This window comes from Demequina sediminis (assembly GCF_030296675.1).
GTDB classification, from domain to species: Bacteria; Actinomycetota; Actinomycetes; order Actinomycetales; family Demequinaceae; genus Demequina; species Demequina sediminis.
On record NZ_AP027736.1, the window covers coordinates 450,086 to 465,631 of the forward strand.

At 70.6% G+C, this 15,546-nt stretch carries 11 protein-coding genes, 2 tRNA genes and 4 pseudogenes; 11 read left to right on the plus strand and 6 right to left on the minus strand.

Annotated elements, in window-relative coordinates; all coding sequences use genetic code 11:
• Positions 1-23 precede the first annotated feature (23 nt).
• Complete coding sequence (locus QUE44_RS02320) at positions 24-977, minus strand: metal ABC transporter substrate-binding protein (protein ID WP_286215658.1); 954 nt, start codon at positions 975-977, stop codon at positions 24-26.
• Between the two features lie 174 nt (positions 978-1,151).
• On the opposite strand from QUE44_RS02320, the pseudogene QUE44_RS02325 reads away from it, so the two are divergent.
• From QUE44_RS02325 to QUE44_RS02345, 5 genes and pseudogenes are all read left to right on the plus strand, one after another.
• Positions 1,152-2,536, plus strand: a pseudogene (locus QUE44_RS02325) (glycine--tRNA ligase).
• Between the two features lie 7 nt (positions 2,537-2,543).
• Entirely contained in the window at positions 2,544-3,803 is a 1,260-nt protein-coding gene (locus QUE44_RS02330) for a YibE/F family protein (RefSeq protein ID WP_286215659.1), read from the plus strand.
• 304 nt (positions 3,804-4,107) lie between these two features.
• Positions 4,108-5,280 (plus strand): tRNA dihydrouridine synthase DusB, encoded by a 1,173-nt coding sequence (gene dusB / locus QUE44_RS02335; RefSeq protein ID WP_425557926.1) that lies wholly within the window; start codon positions 4,108-4,110, stop codon positions 5,278-5,280.
• Between the two features lie 88 nt (positions 5,281-5,368).
• A complete protein-coding gene (locus tag QUE44_RS02340) occupies positions 5,369-5,941 on the plus strand; it encodes a dihydrofolate reductase family protein (RefSeq protein ID WP_286215661.1) in 573 nt (190 codons plus the stop codon).
• A gap of 56 nt (positions 5,942-5,997) precedes the next feature.
• Positions 5,998-7,275 carry a deoxyguanosinetriphosphate triphosphohydrolase gene (locus QUE44_RS02345; protein ID WP_286215662.1) on the plus strand — a complete coding sequence of 426 codons (1,278 nt, stop codon included), beginning with the start codon at positions 5,998-6,000 and terminating at the stop codon, positions 7,273-7,275.
• A gap of 15 nt (positions 7,276-7,290) precedes the next feature.
• On the opposite strand, the gene QUE44_RS02350 is transcribed toward QUE44_RS02345, so the two are convergent.
• The 4 genes and pseudogenes from QUE44_RS02350 to QUE44_RS02365 all read right to left on the minus strand — a co-directional run bounded on the left by QUE44_RS02350 (position 7,291) and on the right by QUE44_RS02365 (position 11,227).
• A complete protein-coding gene (locus tag QUE44_RS02350) occupies positions 7,291-8,319 on the minus strand; it encodes a DUF368 domain-containing protein (protein WP_286215663.1) in 1,029 nt (342 codons plus the stop codon).
• Complete coding sequence (locus QUE44_RS02355) at positions 8,316-8,720, minus strand: hypothetical protein (RefSeq protein ID WP_286215664.1); 405 nt, start codon at positions 8,718-8,720, stop codon at positions 8,316-8,318. Before QUE44_RS02355 ends, QUE44_RS02350 begins: the two co-directional genes overlap by 4 nt.
• Positions 8,721-9,142: 422 nt before the next feature.
• Positions 9,143-9,705, minus strand: a pseudogene (locus tag QUE44_RS02360) (DUF6941 family protein).
• Positions 9,686-11,227 carry an HNH endonuclease gene (locus tag QUE44_RS02365; RefSeq protein WP_286215666.1) on the minus strand — a complete coding sequence of 514 codons (1,542 nt, stop codon included), beginning with the start codon at positions 11,225-11,227 and terminating at the stop codon, positions 9,686-9,688. The pseudogene QUE44_RS02360 and the gene QUE44_RS02365 overlap by 20 nt, the downstream one beginning before the upstream one ends.
• A 236-nt stretch (positions 11,228-11,463) precedes the next feature.
• Between QUE44_RS02365 and QUE44_RS13895 the strand changes: the two are divergent.
• The 4 genes and pseudogenes from QUE44_RS13895 to QUE44_RS02375 form a co-directional block, all read left to right on the plus strand.
• Positions 11,464-11,643: pseudogene (locus QUE44_RS13895) on the plus strand (CHC2 zinc finger domain-containing protein); the annotation flags it as partial.
• A gap of 92 nt (positions 11,644-11,735) precedes the next feature.
• Positions 11,736-13,127 (plus strand): DNA primase, encoded by a 1,392-nt coding sequence (locus QUE44_RS02370; protein ID WP_350226872.1) that lies wholly within the window; start codon positions 11,736-11,738, stop codon positions 13,125-13,127.
• Positions 13,124-13,384: a hypothetical protein gene (locus QUE44_RS13900; protein ID WP_350226873.1), complete on the plus strand. Its 261-nt coding sequence runs from the start codon at positions 13,124-13,126 to the stop codon at positions 13,382-13,384. The genes QUE44_RS02370 and QUE44_RS13900 overlap by 4 nt, the downstream gene beginning before the upstream one ends.
• A 116-nt stretch (positions 13,385-13,500) precedes the next feature.
• On the plus strand, positions 13,501-13,785 hold the full coding sequence (locus tag QUE44_RS02375; protein ID WP_286215667.1) for a VOC family protein: 285 nt from the start codon (positions 13,501-13,503) through the stop codon (positions 13,783-13,785).
• 98 nt (positions 13,786-13,883) lie between these two features.
• On the opposite strand, the gene QUE44_RS02380 is transcribed toward QUE44_RS02375, so the two are convergent.
• A tRNA-Asn gene (locus tag QUE44_RS02380) sits at positions 13,884-13,955 on the minus strand.
• A 119-nt stretch (positions 13,956-14,074) separates the two neighbouring features.
• Here QUE44_RS02380 and QUE44_RS02385 point away from each other — a divergent pair.
• Together QUE44_RS02385 and dinB are read left to right on the plus strand one after the other, a co-directional pair.
• Positions 14,075-14,148 (plus strand) — tRNA-Ile (locus QUE44_RS02385).
• Between the two features lie 182 nt (positions 14,149-14,330).
• Positions 14,331-15,526 (plus strand): annotated as a pseudogene (gene dinB / locus QUE44_RS02390) (DNA polymerase IV).
• Positions 15,527-15,546: the final 20 nt, after the last annotated feature.

The window sequence follows — 15,546 nt, forward strand, 5'->3', positions numbered from 1 at the left end:
GCGGCGTTCGAGTGCGATCGAGATCAGGCGCAGCCAAGCGCGCCCCGGATTTCCTCGAGGTTGCGGGTCATGGTCGAAGCGTAGTCCTCGCCGTCGGCCACGGTCTCAACCGGGCTCAGCACCGCGGTGGCGACCCCGGCATCGTTCGCGAGCGACTCGGCGACAGAGGCGGAGACGGTGTCCTCGGTGAAGATCACCGTCGCGCCGGTGTCGGCCACCCGCTCCTTGATCTCGAGCAGACGCGCGGGGGAGGGCTCGGACTCGGGGTCGAGGCCCGCGAAACCCTCCTGGTGAATGCCGTAGCGCTCCGTGAGGTAGCCGAAGGCCTCGTGCGCCACGAAGATGGTGTCGCGCTCGCACTGCGCGAGGCCGGTCGCGTAGGCCTCGTCGATGCCGGTGAGCGTCTCCGTCAGGGAGGCGGCGTTGGCCGCGTAGGAGTCGGCGTTGTCGGGGTCGAGTTCCGAGAGCTCGGCGGCGACGGAGTCGGCGTAGGCCGCGAGCAGCGTGGGGTCGAGCCAGAAGTGGGGGTCCGACGTGCCGTGCTCGTGCTCGTCCTCGGCGTCGTGGGCCTCACCCTCCTCTTCGGCGTGCTCCTCGGCGTCGTGGAGCTCCACGACCGCGGCGGCGTCGAGGGAACGCACCCCGGTGCTGTCGATCGCGTCGTCGACGGCGGGCTGGAAGTCGCTCAGGAAGAGCACCAGGTCCGCACCCTGCATCTCTCGCACCGAGGCGGGAGAGAGCTCGAGGTCGTGGGCGTCGACGCCGGGCTGCGCGAGCGCCACCACGGTGGTGTCCGCGCCCGCGACGCCGCGCGCGACGTACTCAAGCGGGTAGAAGGCCGCCGCGACCGTGAGGCCGTCGGCGGGAGCGGACGATGCGCTGGCCCCGGTCTCGGCGGGGGCCGAGCAGGCGGCAAGGGTGAGCGTCGTCGCCGCGGCGGCGGCGACGAGCAGCGAGGGTCGCAGAGTCGAGGTCATGGTGCCAGCCTAGCGTGACTGATAATCATTGTCAATAAGGACCAATGTCCCGTCCGTCGGCTCGCGACGCCCCGCAAGCGCCGTGCCGTCGTCGGGGGTCTGGAGCCCAGCATCGTCCCTCAGTGCGCGCCTATAGACTGACCCGAGCAATCCGACCCCCGCAAGGAGCACCACGTGGCCGTTACCAGCCGTCTCGACAACGTCATCTCGCTCGCGAAGCGCCGTGGCTTCGTGTTCCCCTGCGGCGAGATCTACGGAGGCACCCGTTCCGCATGGGACTACGGGCCGCTCGGCGTGGAGCTCAAGGAGAACATCAAGCGCCAGTGGTGGCGGTCGATGGTCACCAGCCGTGACGACATCGTGGGGCTCGACTCGTCGGTGATCCTGCCCCCGCAGGTGTGGGAGGCCTCCGGCCACATCGCGGCCTTCGTTGACCCACTCGTCGAGTGCCTCAGTTGCCACAAGCGCTACCGCGAGGACCACCTGCTCGAGGAGTTCGAGGAGAAGAAGGGGCGCGCTCCCGAGGGTGGCCTGGCCGAGATCGCATGCGCCGCATGCGGCACCCGCGGCCAGTGGACCGAGCCCAAGATGTTCAACGGTCTCCTGCGCACCTACCTGGGCGCGGCTCAGGACGAGTCCGGCCTGCACTACCTGCGCCCCGAGACCGCGCAGGGCATCTTCGTGAACTTCGAGAACGTCATGCGTACGTCGCGCCAGAAGCCCCCGTTCGGCATCGCGCAGGTGGGCAAGTCCTTCCGCAACGAGATCACGCCGGGCAACTTCATCTTCCGCACGCGCGAGTTCGAGCAGATGGAGATGGAGTTCTTCGTGGTGCCTGGCACCGACGAGGAGTGGCACCAGCACTGGATCGACACCCGCAAGGCCTGGTACGAGGACCTGGGCATCGCGGCGGACAACCTGCGCCTCTACGAGCACCCGCTCGAGAAGCTGTCGCACTACTCCAAGGGCACCACCGACATCGAGTACCGGTTCGGCTTCCAGGGCTCGGAGTGGGGAGAGCTCGAGGGCATCGCCAACCGCACGGACTTCGACCTCACGACCCACGCGAAGCACTCGGGCAAGGACCTCAGCTACCTTGACCCCGCGACCAACGAGCGGTTCGTGCCGTACGTCATCGAGCCCGCGGCGGGCCTCTCGCGCTCGCTCATGGCCTTCCTGGTCGAGGCCTACACCGAGGAGGAGGTGGCCACCGCGAAGGGGGCACCGAGTCCCGCACGGTGCTGCGCCTCGACCACCGCCTCGCCCCCATCAAGGCCGCGGTGCTGCCGCTGTCGAAGTCCGCTGACCTGGTCCCGACCGCCGAGGCGCTCGCGAAGGAACTGCGTGGCGCGTGGAACATCGACGTCGACGTCACCCAGTCGATCGGCAAGCGCTACCGCCGTCAGGACGAGGTGGGCACGCCGTTCTGCATCACGATCGACTTCGACACGCTCGACGACCAGGCGGTGACCATCCGCGACCGCGACACGATGCAGCAGGAGCGCGTGGCGCTCGCTCAGGTCCAGGGCTATCTCGCGCAGCGCCTGATCGGCGCGTAGGCAGGGCATGGGAGCCGGTCACTCTCACGCCGAGACCCGGCCGCGCGCGACGCCGGGCGCCACGCGCGTCCTGTGGGCGCTCGTGATAGGCGTGCTCGGCGGCGTGCTCGTGGGCGCCATGGTGACGTGGCCGTCGAGTTGGGACATGCTCGGCTCTCAGCAGTTTCTCTACGAGGACGCGCGCCGGCTCGACGCCGAGGTCGTGTCCTTCGACGAGTCCACGGGCGAGTCCGTGGTGCGTGTCACGACCCCGGGCGCCGAGGGCGAGAGGGAGATGGCGCCCACGGGCGTGGGCTCGCTGGTGCTCGAACCCGGCGACCAGGTGCGCGTGGTCGAGCTCGACGAGGGGCCGCTCGTGTTCTCGGACTTCGAGCGCGGGACGCCCATTCTCGCCCTCCTCATCGTCTACGTGGTGCTCGTCATCGCGGTCGCCTGGTGGCGCGGGCTGGGCGCCCTGCTGGGCCTGGCCGCGGCGTTCGGGATCGTCGCGTTCTACACCGTGCCCGCGCTGCTCGACGGCGCGAGCCCGCCCCTCGTGGGCCTGGTCACGGCGGCCGGCGCGCTCTTCGTGCTGCTCTATGTCGCCCATGGGCCCAACGCGCGCACGACCACGGCGTACCTGGGCACCATCGCGGGTCTCGCGGTGACGGCGGCGCTCGGCACGTGGGCGGTGACCGCGGCCAAGATCCCCGGCGTGCCGTCCGAGGCGGAGATCAACATCGCGTTCGTCGAGGGGAGGCTGTCGCTCCAGGGGCTCGCGCTGTGCGGCCTCATGATCGCGGGACTGGGCGTGCTCAACGACGTCACCATCACGCAGGCCTCGGCGGTGTGGGAGCTGGGCGCGGCACGGCCCGACCTGGGTCCGTGGCAGCTCTTCTCGCGCGGCATGAGGATTGGCCGCGACCACATCGCGTCGACCGTCTACACGATCGCCTTCGCGTACGTGGGAGCCTCGCTGCCGCTCATCATGCTGGTCGCGGTCTACGACAATCCGCTGTCGGGCGCCATCACGTCCTCCGAGATCGCCGGCGAGGTGGTGCGCACCCTGGTCGGGTCGATCGGCCTCGTGCTCGCGGTGCCGCTGACGACCGCGATCGGCGCGCTGATCGTGGGACTGGCGGGGGAGAAGCGGGACGACATCGAGCCTGGTGCGCCTGGCGATGTGGATCCCGAGAGGGACGATGCCGCGGCCGGGGTCGCCGCGCGCGACGCCTCCGCGCCGCATGAGGCGGGCGACGGCACGGGATCTCCCGCGCGGGATTCGTGACTGTTTTTCCCTCATTGTGCGGATTTGCTTGACGCGGGGCCCGCGGCACTCCACTCTGGTCCTGACGGGCATTCCGGGGGCGCGGCCAGTGTTTCCGAGGGGGAGGCCGGGTGCCGTCCCCGCACATACGTTGCGGCAGCGCGCTGGTTCGCTGCGCCGTGACGCCTCGCGCCCGGGCTATCCCTCAGCGGCCCGGGCGCGAGTGTGCCCGACGTCAGTGAGGCTGTGGCGAGACCGCCGCGGAACCGGGGCGCCCACCCGGCCACGGCATCGTCCCGCGGGGCACCCCACGACGCCTGAGACAATGGATGCCATGACCCCCGCGACTCGTGTCCTGCAGCCGCTGCGCCTTGGCCCGCTCGAGGTCGACACTCCCGTGGTGCTCGCCCCGATGGCCGGCATCACCAACGCCGCGTTCCGGCGACTGTGCCGCGAGCACGGCGGCGGTCTGTACGTGGCCGAGATGGTGACCTCGCGCGCGCTCGTCGAGCGCACCCCCGAGTCGCTGCGCATCATCGCTCACGACCCCGACGAGACGCCCCGGTCGGTGCAGGTCTACGGGGTGGACCCGGCGACGGTCGGCGCTGCGGTGCGCATGATCTGCGAGGAGGACCGCGCGGATCACATCGACATGAATTTTGGCTGCCCGGTGCCCAAGGTGACGCGCAAGGGTGGCGGCGCGGTGCTGCCGTGGAAGCGGGACCTCTTCAAGGAGATCGTGCGTGCCGCGGTGCGCGAGGCCTCGCGCTTCGACATCCCCGTCACCGTCAAGATGCGCAAGGGGGTCGACGACGACCACCTCACGTACCTCGACGCGGGACGCACCGCGGAGAAGGAGGGCGTCGCGGCCGTGGCGCTGCACGCGCGCACCGCGGCGGAGTACTACTCGGGGACCGCGGACTGGGACGCGATCGCACGGCTCAAGGAGGCCGTCACGAGCATCCCCGTGCTGGGCAACGGGGACATCTGGCAGGCCGAGGACGCGGTGCGCATGGTCGAGCAGACCGGGTGTGACGGCGTGGTCGTGGGACGCGGCTGCATGGGGCGCCCGTGGCTGTTTGCCGATCTGCAGGCTGCGTTCGAGGGACGGCCCGAGCGGGTGCGGCCGGGGCTGCGCGTGGTCGCGGACACGATCTACCGCCACGGCGAGCTCATGGTGACGCACTTCGGCGCCGACGAGAACAAGGCGATGCGCGAGATCCGCAAGCACATGTCCTGGTATCTCAAGGGTTACCCGGTCGGAGGAGAGGTGCGCCGCGCCTTGGGACTGGTCGAGACGCTCGCCGAGCTGCGCGGGCTGCTCGACTCGCTCGCGCTCGACACCGGGTATCCGGGCGAGGAGGCCGAGGGTCCGCGCGGCCGGCAGGGCTCGCCGCGCGTGCCCGCGTGTCCCGACGGATGGCTCGACACGCAGGACATCACTCCGGACCTCGAGGCCAGGCTGCGGGAGGCGGAGCTCAGCGTCTCGGGCGGGTAGGGGGTAGCGCGGGTAGGGGGTAGCGCGGGTAGGTCAGGTGGCGCGGGTGGCGGTTCCTGCTGTCGCACGCGCACGTTAGCGTGGACGCATGAGCCGCATCCGCGCGTACCTGGCCGCCTCGCTCGACGGATTCGTCGCGGGACCTCATGACGAACTCGCGTGGCTCGAGGGTCGCGCTCCGGACGCGCCGCCGTTCGCCGTCGCGCCGTGGCGCGACACGAGCGACGAGGGCGTGCTCGAGTTCAGCGCCTTCCTCACGGGGGTCGGGTGCATCCTCATGGGCAGGCGGACGTATGACATCGTCGAGGGCTTCCCGGAGTGGCCGTACGGCGACGTGCCGATGCGCATCGCGACGCACCGGCCGCTCGACGCGCCCCACGCATGGGTCGAGCCGATCGAGGGCGACATCGCCGACCTCATCGCGCGCGCGAGCGAGGTTGCGGGGGAGGGCGATGTCTATGTCGACGGGGCCGCGCTGGTGCGCGAGACGCTCGAGGCGGGGCTGCTCGATCATCTGGTGCTGACGCTCGTGCCCACGGTACTGGGGGACGGGATTTCGCTCTTCGGGGGGCTGACGGTGCCGGCCGAGATGACGGTCGAGCGGGTTGCGCGCTACGGCGACGGGCTGGTGCAGCTCCACCTCAGGCCGCGCGCCGACTAACCCGCGGAGGGAGGCAGGGGCAGGGAGGTGGCCGGCGTCGCCGCTAGAGTCGGAGTGTGAGCGCCCTTCCCGACGGCTATGCCGCATCCGATGTGGAGCGCTACGTGCAGGAGCCTCCCAAGCAGGCGCAACGCACGCCGTTCGAACGCGACCGCGCGCGCATCGTTCATGCGAGTGCGCTGCGCAGGCTCGGTGCCAAGACGCAGGTGCTGGGCGCGGGCACGGGCGACTTCGTTCGGACGCGTCTCACGCACACGCTCGAGGTGGCCCAGGTGGGGCGGAGCCTCGGCAAGATCCTGGGCTGCGACCCCGACGTGGTCGACGCCGCGTGCCTCGCCCATGACCTGGGACACCCGCCCTTCGGGCACAACGGGGAGCGCGCTCTCGACGAGGTGTCCCGGGAGATCGGCGGCTTCGAGGGCAACGCGCAGACCCTGCGCCTGCTCACGCGGCTCGAGCCCAAGTCCTTCGACCCCGTCACGGGGGAGAGCGTGGGGCTCAACCTCACGCGCGCCACGCTCGACGCGAGCGTCAAGTATCCGTGGACCGAGGACGCGACGCCCACGCGCCCCGACGGCAGCCCCACGCGCAAGTTCGGCGTCTACGACGACGACCTGCCGGTGTTCCGCTGGCTGCGTGAGGGCGCCCCCGAGCGGGCGCAGAGCTTCGAGGCGCAGGTCATGGACCTCGCCGACGACATCTCGTACTCCGTGCACGACGTCGAGGACTCGGTGGTGCATCACACGGTGTCGCTCGGGGTGCTGCGCGACCATGGCAGGGCGCGCGAGATCGCGGCCCACGCGCGCCAGTGGTACGGGCGAGGGGAGCCGGAGGCGCTCATCGCCGCGCTCGACCGCCTGCGTGCGGAGCCGTGGTGGATGGACGAGTACGACGGCTCACACCGGGACCTCGCGCGGCTCAAGGACATGACGAGCCAGCTCATCGGGAGGCTCGTGGGCCGGATCGCCTCCGCGACCCGCGAACGCTACGGCGACGGGCCGCTCACGCGACACCACGCGAGCCTCGTGATCCCCGAAGAGACCGCCGACGAGATCCTCATGCTCAAGGGCATCGCGGTGCACTTCCTCATGGCGCCGCGCGAGCGCAAGCACGCGTATCGCCAGCAGCGCCAGCGGCTCGCGGATCTGGTGGGTGCGCTGGTCGAGTTGGGCGACGTCGCGCTCGAGCCTCACTTCGCGGCGATGTATCGGGAGGCGGCGGACGATGCCGCGCGCACCAGGGTGGTGATCGACCAGGTGGCGTCGCTCACCGATAAGTCGGCATACGACTGGCACCACAGGTACGTGGCGCGGTCTCGCTCTCCACGGTCGTAGCTGCCGCCCGAGGTCCTAGGAGCCGTCGGCCGCGTCGGCGGCGGAGTCGGCGGCCTGAGCGACCTCCTCGATCGCGGCGCGGCGCAGCAGGAAGCGGTGTTCCGCGAGCAGGGTGAGGACCACGATGCCGGCACCGACAAGGAGGGCGATCAGGGGTGCGGCGATCGACCCGGTGGGTGCGATCCTCGCCCCGTCCGCGTCCTGCCACGGCCACAGCGCGACCAGGCTGCCCGCCATGACGCCGGTGAGGACCACGAGGGTGACACGGCGGTGGTGCTCCAGTAGCCACTGGAGTGCCTTGACGATGCTCACGAGACCGATCGCGCAGCCGAGCGCGAACCACGCGAGGTAGCCCAGGTCGCGGTCGTTGACGGCCGCGAGGGTCGGCTCATACAGCCCGAAGGTGAGGAGCAGGAAGGACCCCGACAGTCCGGGCAGCACGAGCGCCGAGACCGCGATCGCGGCCGCGGGCACCAGCACCAGTGGGGTGGGCTCGAGGCTTCCGCCCGGCAGCGAGACGATCACCGCGGTCGCGAGCGTGGCGATCACGGCGATCACCCACTCACGCGCCCTCCACGACCCGTCACGGCCGCGGCGGTCCTCGGAGGCGATCGCGTGGCGGTAGGGCACCGCGAGCGAGGCGAGTACGAGGCCGAGGAAGAGTCCCCTCATGGTCTCGGGGTGCTCGGTGATGAGGTCCTCCATGACGCGCGCCATGGTGACGAGCGCGATGACCATGCCGATGCCGATCGGCACGATGATCCCCCAGCGCACCCGCGAGAACTCGCGACCCGCCCGCGTCAGGCCCTTGCCGCGCAGGCCGTCCGTGACGGAGGTGCGGATGCCCGCGATGAGGTGTCCCGCGGAGGTCAGCAGCGTCTCGTAGACGCCAGTCATGAGCGCGATGGTGCCGCCGGAGACGCCGGGTACGGTCTCCGCAGTGCCGATCAGGCCTCCGCGCAGGAGGTCGAGCGCCACCAAGGCGGGGGTGCGGCGCGGAGTCGGCTCGCCTGCCTCGATGTCCGCGGTGTGAGGGGTTGTCATGACGGGTCCTTCCTGGCCGTGCGGGTGGCGTGTGCCGTGCGTTCGCGCACCAGCAGCACTAGGGCGATGATCGGCAGGAGCAGCGGCACCCAGCCATAGGCCGAGCCGTAGCCGGTCCACACCGTCTCGTCGGGCCACCAGGACGGTTCCACGTAGCCGAGCGTGCCGACGATCACGACGCCGGCGAGCTCGACCACGGTGCCCACCAACGCGACCCCCGCCCACCGCTTCCATAGCGCGAGCGCGATGACCGTGTAGAGCAGTGCTGACAGTCCTGACACGAGATAGGGGACGGGCGCGTCGGCGAGCTTGGTGGTGATCTGGACCGTCGACCGGCCGAGCGCCGCGAGGCCAAGCACCGAGTATGCGACGACCAGCGCGATGCGTGCGACGTAGTTCACGCGCCCCCTCGACGATGATGATGACGCGCCACACCACGACGGCGAGGGCGATCGCGACGATCACCGCCGAGGCGGCATCGACGCGGGCGATCTGGTCGGGCGCGAGGACGGGCCGGGTGGGATCGGGATCCGCGGCGGCGGCCTCGGGTGTGCCTAGCCGGCCGATTCCCAGCAGGGCGAGCAGCGCGAGCGACGCCATCAGGTAGCCGAGCGTGAGCACGAGCCCAGCGTCGACGCCCGTGAGGAGCAGCACGACGACTGCGATGAGGTGGATGACCGTGGCCGCATAGGTCGCCGGGATGGCAAGGAGCACCGCCCGGTGAGCATTCGGCCAGATCAGCGTGACGATGCCTGCCAGTGCGAGCGCGGCGCAGACCACGAGCACCAGCGGGACGATCACCGCGGTGTAGACACCCACGTGATCAGCCCTGCTGCGCCGCCTGCTGCACGCGCATCGGCAGTCGCGTCATCTCTTCGCCGTCGACGCTGATGACCCACGAGAACAGGCGGGGCTTGTCGAAGCGGAGCCCGTCGATGGTGAACGCGAAGCTCGCGACCTGCTCGTCGCCGTCCACGAGGTGCGGGGGCGACCCACCGTGAACTCGCCACCCATGGCGCGCACGGGGGCGGGCTTGCCGTCCTCGTCGGGACGGATCCCGATCGGGTACTCGACGCCGTCCTCGGTGAGCAGCTTGAGCTCGAACTGGTGCGCACGGTTGGTCTCGGTGAAGGGCACGTGCACGATCGCGCCGACCGAAAGGCGGCGGTGCACGGCAGGGAAGCCGCGCACAAAGATGATGTTCCACCCCGCGCCCAGCGCGTAGATCTTGTTCTGCACGACCTCAGCCGAGTCGGCGAGGAATGCGTCCACTCTCACAGCAGCCAGTCCTTTCGTGGGGGGCGGGTCCAGCCTAGCGCGCGCCGCGCGGGCGGCCCGCGCGAGGGGGCGGGGAGGCGCGGCTCGACTACGCGTACGCAGGCGCATGGGCGACGATGCCTGGCGAACCTGGCTGAGTGAGGTGGCGGGGTGCGTGGAAGCGGGCGCGGCCTCCTTGGCGGGGTGTCTGGAGCGGGTCGATGCTTGCGGGTGGGGTGAACCAGACTTCGGTGGTGGTGGCGTGGATGGTCCAGCCTTGGTGGTGGATCGTGTGGTGGCAGTGGCGGCACAGCAGGACGCCGTTGGCGATGGAGGTGATCCCGAGGTCGCGGCTCCACCATTCGATGTGGTGGACCTCTGCCCAGCCTGGTGGAGCTCCGCAGAAGGCGCAGCCGCCGTCGCGTTCGATGAGGGCGAGCCGTTGAGCCGTGGTGAACAGGCGGCGTTTGCGTCCCCAGTCGAGCAGTTCGCTGTGGGAGCCCAGCACGGCGGGGATGACGTGAGCATTGGCGGCCATGCGGCGTGCGGTGGAGATGTCGATCGCGTGAGAGGTGCCGTCGATCTCGGCGTTGCCCAGCCCGGTGTGGAGGTCTGTCTCATGGACGCGGACGACGACCGTAGTCGACGCGAGCGGGAGGTCGGTGGCGGTGCAGGCGAGCGCGTGGCGGGCGAGGTCCGCGAGGGCATCGGCGCGCATCTGGGCGGCTGTTCTGGTCGTGGCTGTTGTGGTGGCGGCTGTCTTGGTGGCGGGTGTTCCTGCGCGGGCGGTGGTGTCGGCACTGGTGTCGCTGGTGGTGTCGGTGGCGATGTTGTCGCGGGCGCGGCGCATCGCGTCGCTGACGAGGGCGTCGAGGGCGGCGCGGACGGGGGCGGCGGTTTCGGGGTCGAGGCGTGCGTCGATGGCGAGCATGCCGTCGCGGTCCTCCCACAGGTGGAGGTAGCGGTTCGCGCGCAGGCGTTCGAGGGTGGCGGGAGTCGTGTCGACCGTGAGCGCGGTGCGGAAGTGGGTGACGATGCGGCCGAACGTGGTCGCTGTCAGCCCGGGCGCGCGAGAGACGAGGTCGCGTTCGGCGCTCCGAAGACGCTCGGTGGGGATGGTCTCGGGCAGGGCGTCGAGCATGGACGTGATGGTGCTCGCGCAGTCGACGGAGAGTTCGCGAGAGTTCAGCGCCTCCGCCACGTGTGGATGGTGGCCGAGTTCACCGTCGGACGCGGGCTCATGGGTGAGCACCCGTCCCACGTCGAGCAGCCGGCCGGCGTGGGCGCGCGTGGAGCCCAGGACGGAGGCGATCATGTCGACGGTCCCGCGGTGTCCCAGGCGGCGCGCCACACCGCCATCGGGCTCGGTGTCGCCGTGGCGTTCGATCGCGCACGCTACCTCGGCCAGGAGGAGGTCGACCTCCCGGGCGAGTTGCCCGGCGATCTGAGCCCGCGCCGCGAGCACCGCCGCATCCACGCCCACGCCGTTGTGCCCGTCCCGCCCGTCCCGCCCGTCAGGCCCGCCAGACCCCCGCGCGGCATCCCGCACCCCGGCCACCGCCGCGATCGCCACCGCGCACGCGGCCGAGAACGCATCCACCACGACGGCAGCGCCGCCGGGTTCGCGATCGAGAAGGCCCGAAATGTCCATGGCTTCATCCCACCACCAGGGTCCGACAATCGGGACAAAAGGGACCCAAGGAGCCTGTGGAAAGTCATAATGGGACCCGCATACCTGGGAGAACGTCGCGAAGTCCCGCCCGGACCCGGCCCCCTCCACCGCGCCACGGCATCGTCCCCACGCCCGAGTAGTCTGAGCCCGTGGCAGGGACGATCAATAGGGATGACATCGCGGCGGTCCGCGAACGCGCCCCGATCGAGGAGATCGTGGGCCAGCACGTCTCGCTCAAGTCTGCCGGCGTGGGCTCGCTCAAGGGCCTGTGCCCGTTCCACGACGAGCGCTCGCCGTCCTTCCACGTGCGCCCCGCCGCGGGCCGCTGGCACTGCTTCGGATGCGGCGAGGGCGGCGACGTCATCGAGTTCGTCATGCGCATGGACGGCCTGCCGTTCGCGGAGGCGGTCGAATACCTCGCGGAACGCGCCGGAGTGACCCTGCGCTATGAGTCCGGCGCCCCCGCGGATCCGAGTCGGGCGCGGGCATGCGCCGCCGCCTGCTCGAGGCCCACAGGATCGCCGCCGAGTACTTCGCCGAGCAGCTCGCGAGCCCCGAGGCCCGCATCGCGCGCGACTTCCTGCGCGAGCGCGGCTTCGACCGCGAGGCCGCGCAGATGTTCGGCTGCGGATACGCACCGCAGGGCTGGTCGCACCTCACGGAGCACCTGCGCGGCAAGAACTTTACGGAGGCCGAGCTCAAGGCATCGGGCCTGGTGTCCGAGGGTCAGCGCGGCATCTACGACCGCTTCCGCGGGCGCCTTGTATGGCCCATCAGGGAGGTCACGGGCGACGTCATCGGCTTCGGGGCGCGCCGCCTGCACGAGGACGACCAAGGCCCCAAGTACCTCAACACCCCCGAGACGCAGCTCTACAAGAAGGCGCACGTCCTGTACGGCCTCGACCTCGCGAAGGGCACGATCCGCTCGGAGCGCACCGCGGTGGTGGTTGAGGGCTACACCGATGTCATGGCCTGCCACCTCGCGGGCGTCACCAATGCCGTCGCGACGTGCGGCACCGCGTTCGGCGAGGACCACGTCAAGGTGGTGCGACGCCTCATGGGCGACACGGGCCAGGCGCAGCTCAAGGTCGGCTCGACCGGCGCCAAGGTGATCTTCACGTTCGATGGCGACGAGGCCGGCCAGAACGCCGCGCTCAAGTCCTTCGCGCTCGACCAGCAATTCCTCGCGCAGACCTTTGTCGCGGTCGATCCCGAGGGCCTGGACCCGTGCGACATTCGTCAGCGCGATGGCGACGATGCCGTGCGTCGTCTCATGGACCGTCGCGTCCCGCTGTTCGAGTTTGTGATTCGCGCCGCGCTCGCGCAGCACGACCTCGAGACCCCCGAGGGGCGGGTGGCGGCGCTGCGCACCGCGGTGCCGATCGTGTCGCAGATTCGCGACCGCGCGCTGCGGCCCGAGTACGCGCGGCGCCTCGCGGGATGGCTGGGCATGGAACCGGCCGATGTCGTGGGCGCCGTCTCGCGTGCCAGCCGCCAGTCCGGTGGCCGGGCGGGCGGATCCTCGGGCGGGCCCGGTGGCGCGCAGGGCCAGCCCGGCGGCCCCCAGGGGCGTCAGGGCGGCCCGCCGCCCCAGCATCGTTCCGACGAACCCCCGCCGATCGACCCGGAGACCGGCCAGATCGCGACCGTGGTCGCGTCGCGGCCCAACCCTCGCGACCCGGTCGTGCGCGCGGAGGCGCTCGCGTTGGGTGCGCTGTTGCAGGCCCAGCGGGCGATCGCGGGTGACGGCCCGGCGATGCAGATCGTGAGCGAGTTGTCGCGCGCGGCCTTCACCGCGCCGCAGTATGCGCAGATCTTCGACGCGATGGTCGCGGTCGGGGGACCGGGGAGGCCCCGGCGGACTGGGTGGGCGCGGTGATCGAGCAGGTGGGTCCCGAGCTCGCCTCGCTGGTCTCGCAGCTCGCCGTCACGCCGCTGCCGCACGACAAACTGGCGGAGGAGGCCGCGTATGCGCGGTCCGTGCTCGCGCGGCTCCTGGACCTGAGCCTGACGCGCCAGGCTGCGGACCTGCGCGGCCGCATGCAGCGCGCAGGCGAGGGGACTCCCGCGGCGCAGGAGGCGTTCGCGGAGATGATCCGGCTGGAGACGCGCAGGCGGCAGCTCCGCGAGGGCTGACGAGCGGGAGAGGGGTGCGCGATGTCGCAACGAGTCTCGGTGGTGACGCTCGGGGTCGCGGATCTCGGCCGGTCGAGGCGCTTCTACGAGGCCTGGGGCTGGACGGCGCGGCAGATTTGGCGGCTGACCAGGCGCGACCCGGCGCGGCGCTGGGCACGGGCGCGATCGCGCTCGCGCAGAACTACCCCTCGGAGGCGGAGGTGGATCGTGTCTTCGAGGCTGCTCTCGCGGCCGGAGGGACGATGCTTAAGCGGCCTCAGGCGGCCGAGTGGGGTGGGTACTCGGGCTACGTCGCGGACCCCGACGGGCACCCGTGGGAGCTGGCGGTCAATCCGTTCGGGGATCTCGAGGCAGATGGATCGGTGACCATTCCGGTGGATGCGGGACCGGTGGGAGAGTAGGGCCGCTGGGCGTCACGCCCGGTGCCGTGATGCGCGTCTCCGCGGGGCGATGCTGCCCGGACATGCGAAGAGCCGGCCCCGAAGGACCGGCTCTCAAGCTCCCCGGCTGGACTCGAACCAGCAACCTGCCGATTAACAGTCGGCTGCTCTGCCAATTGAGCTACGGAGGATCGCGCTCGAATACTCTAGCGGATCCCTGAGGCTGCCGGTGACCATCCTGGGGGTGCTGGTGGTCGCGACTCGGGCGGGGAACGCCCCGCTAGACTGACGCGCGGCCTCTCGGGGTCACGGGCCAGTAGCTCAGCAGGTCAGAGCAGTGGACTCATAATCCATCGGTCGCGGGTTCGAGCCCCGCCTGGCCCACGCGTGACTCGTATTCGATGTCGGTGCGCGCACCTGCGAAGGTCGGGGCGGTTCATCCGCGCGCCGCCGCCGGGTTCTGCCTCGATACTGGCTGACGTCAACCAATACCGGGGAGCACCCATGCGGTGTCGGACGCAGGTGAGACCATTCCCGAAAGAGCGTGTGGTGGCGGGAGGTCGGAGATGCGCGGCGAAGCGACGGTGCTCCACGCCGACCTTGATGCGTTCTACGCCTCGGTCGAGCAGCGGGACGACTCTGCACTGCGCGGACGGCCGATCATTGTGGGCGGCGGCGTGGTGGTGGCCGCGAGTTATGAAGCAAAGGCCCGGGGCGTCCGCACCGCGATGGGGGTGCAGCGCGCGCGTGCGCTCTGTCCCGACGCCATCATCGTCCCTCCCCGTATGGAGGCTTACTCGGCAGCGAGTCGCGCAGTGTTTGCGATCTTCCACGACACCACGCCGCACGTGGAAGGCGTCTCGATCGACGAGGCGTTCCTCGAGGTTGGGGGCTTCGCCGCCTTGCCGGGACTCCCGAGGAGATTGCCGTGCGCCTGCGGGAGCGTGTGCGTGCCGAAGCCGGGCTCCCGATTTCGGTGGGCGTCGCGAGAACAAAGTTCCTTGCGAAGGTGGCGAGCGCGGTCAGCAAGCCCGACGGGCTCCTCCTGGTGAGGCCGGATCACGAAGAGGCGTTCCTTCATCCGCTCCCCGTCGAACGGCTTTGGGGCGTGGGCGCGGTGACCGCGGAGAAGTTGCACAGCAACGGCGTCTACACGGTCGGGCAGTTGGCCGAACTCGAAGCGGCGACCGCCGAGCGATGGCTCGGAAAGGCGGCCGGTGCGCATCTGCACGCGCTGGCGAGGCTTCGGGACCCGCGGCCGGTCGCGACGACCAAGCGCCACGGATCCATCGGCTCGCAGCGCGCGCTTGGCAATCGGTCGTACACCGCTGGTGAGCTTGGGCTGATCCTCACTCAGATCGTCGACGGCCTCGCGAAGCGCCTGCGCGATCGCGGATCGTCGTGCGCGACCGTCGTGTTGAGGCTTCGCTATGGCGACTTCACCAAAGCGACCCGATCGCGCACGCTCGCCGCGCCCACCGATCGCACCGAGGTCTTGCTCGGCGTCGCTCAGCAATTGCTCGATGCAGCGGGTCCTGATATCTCCGGCCGGGGCGTGACCCTCATCGGCGTCTCTCTCGCGCAACTGACCAGCGCAGGCAGGATGCAGCTCGAGCTTCCGATCGACTGGCACGACGGGGCGCGCATCGACACTGCCCTCGATGCGGTCCGCGATCGGTTCGGCTCCGCCGCCGTCACGCGCGCCGCACTGATCGGCCGTGATCCTGGTTGGTCGGCGCCGCGGCTGCCTGAACACGAGTAGACACATTCGGGACCCGCGTG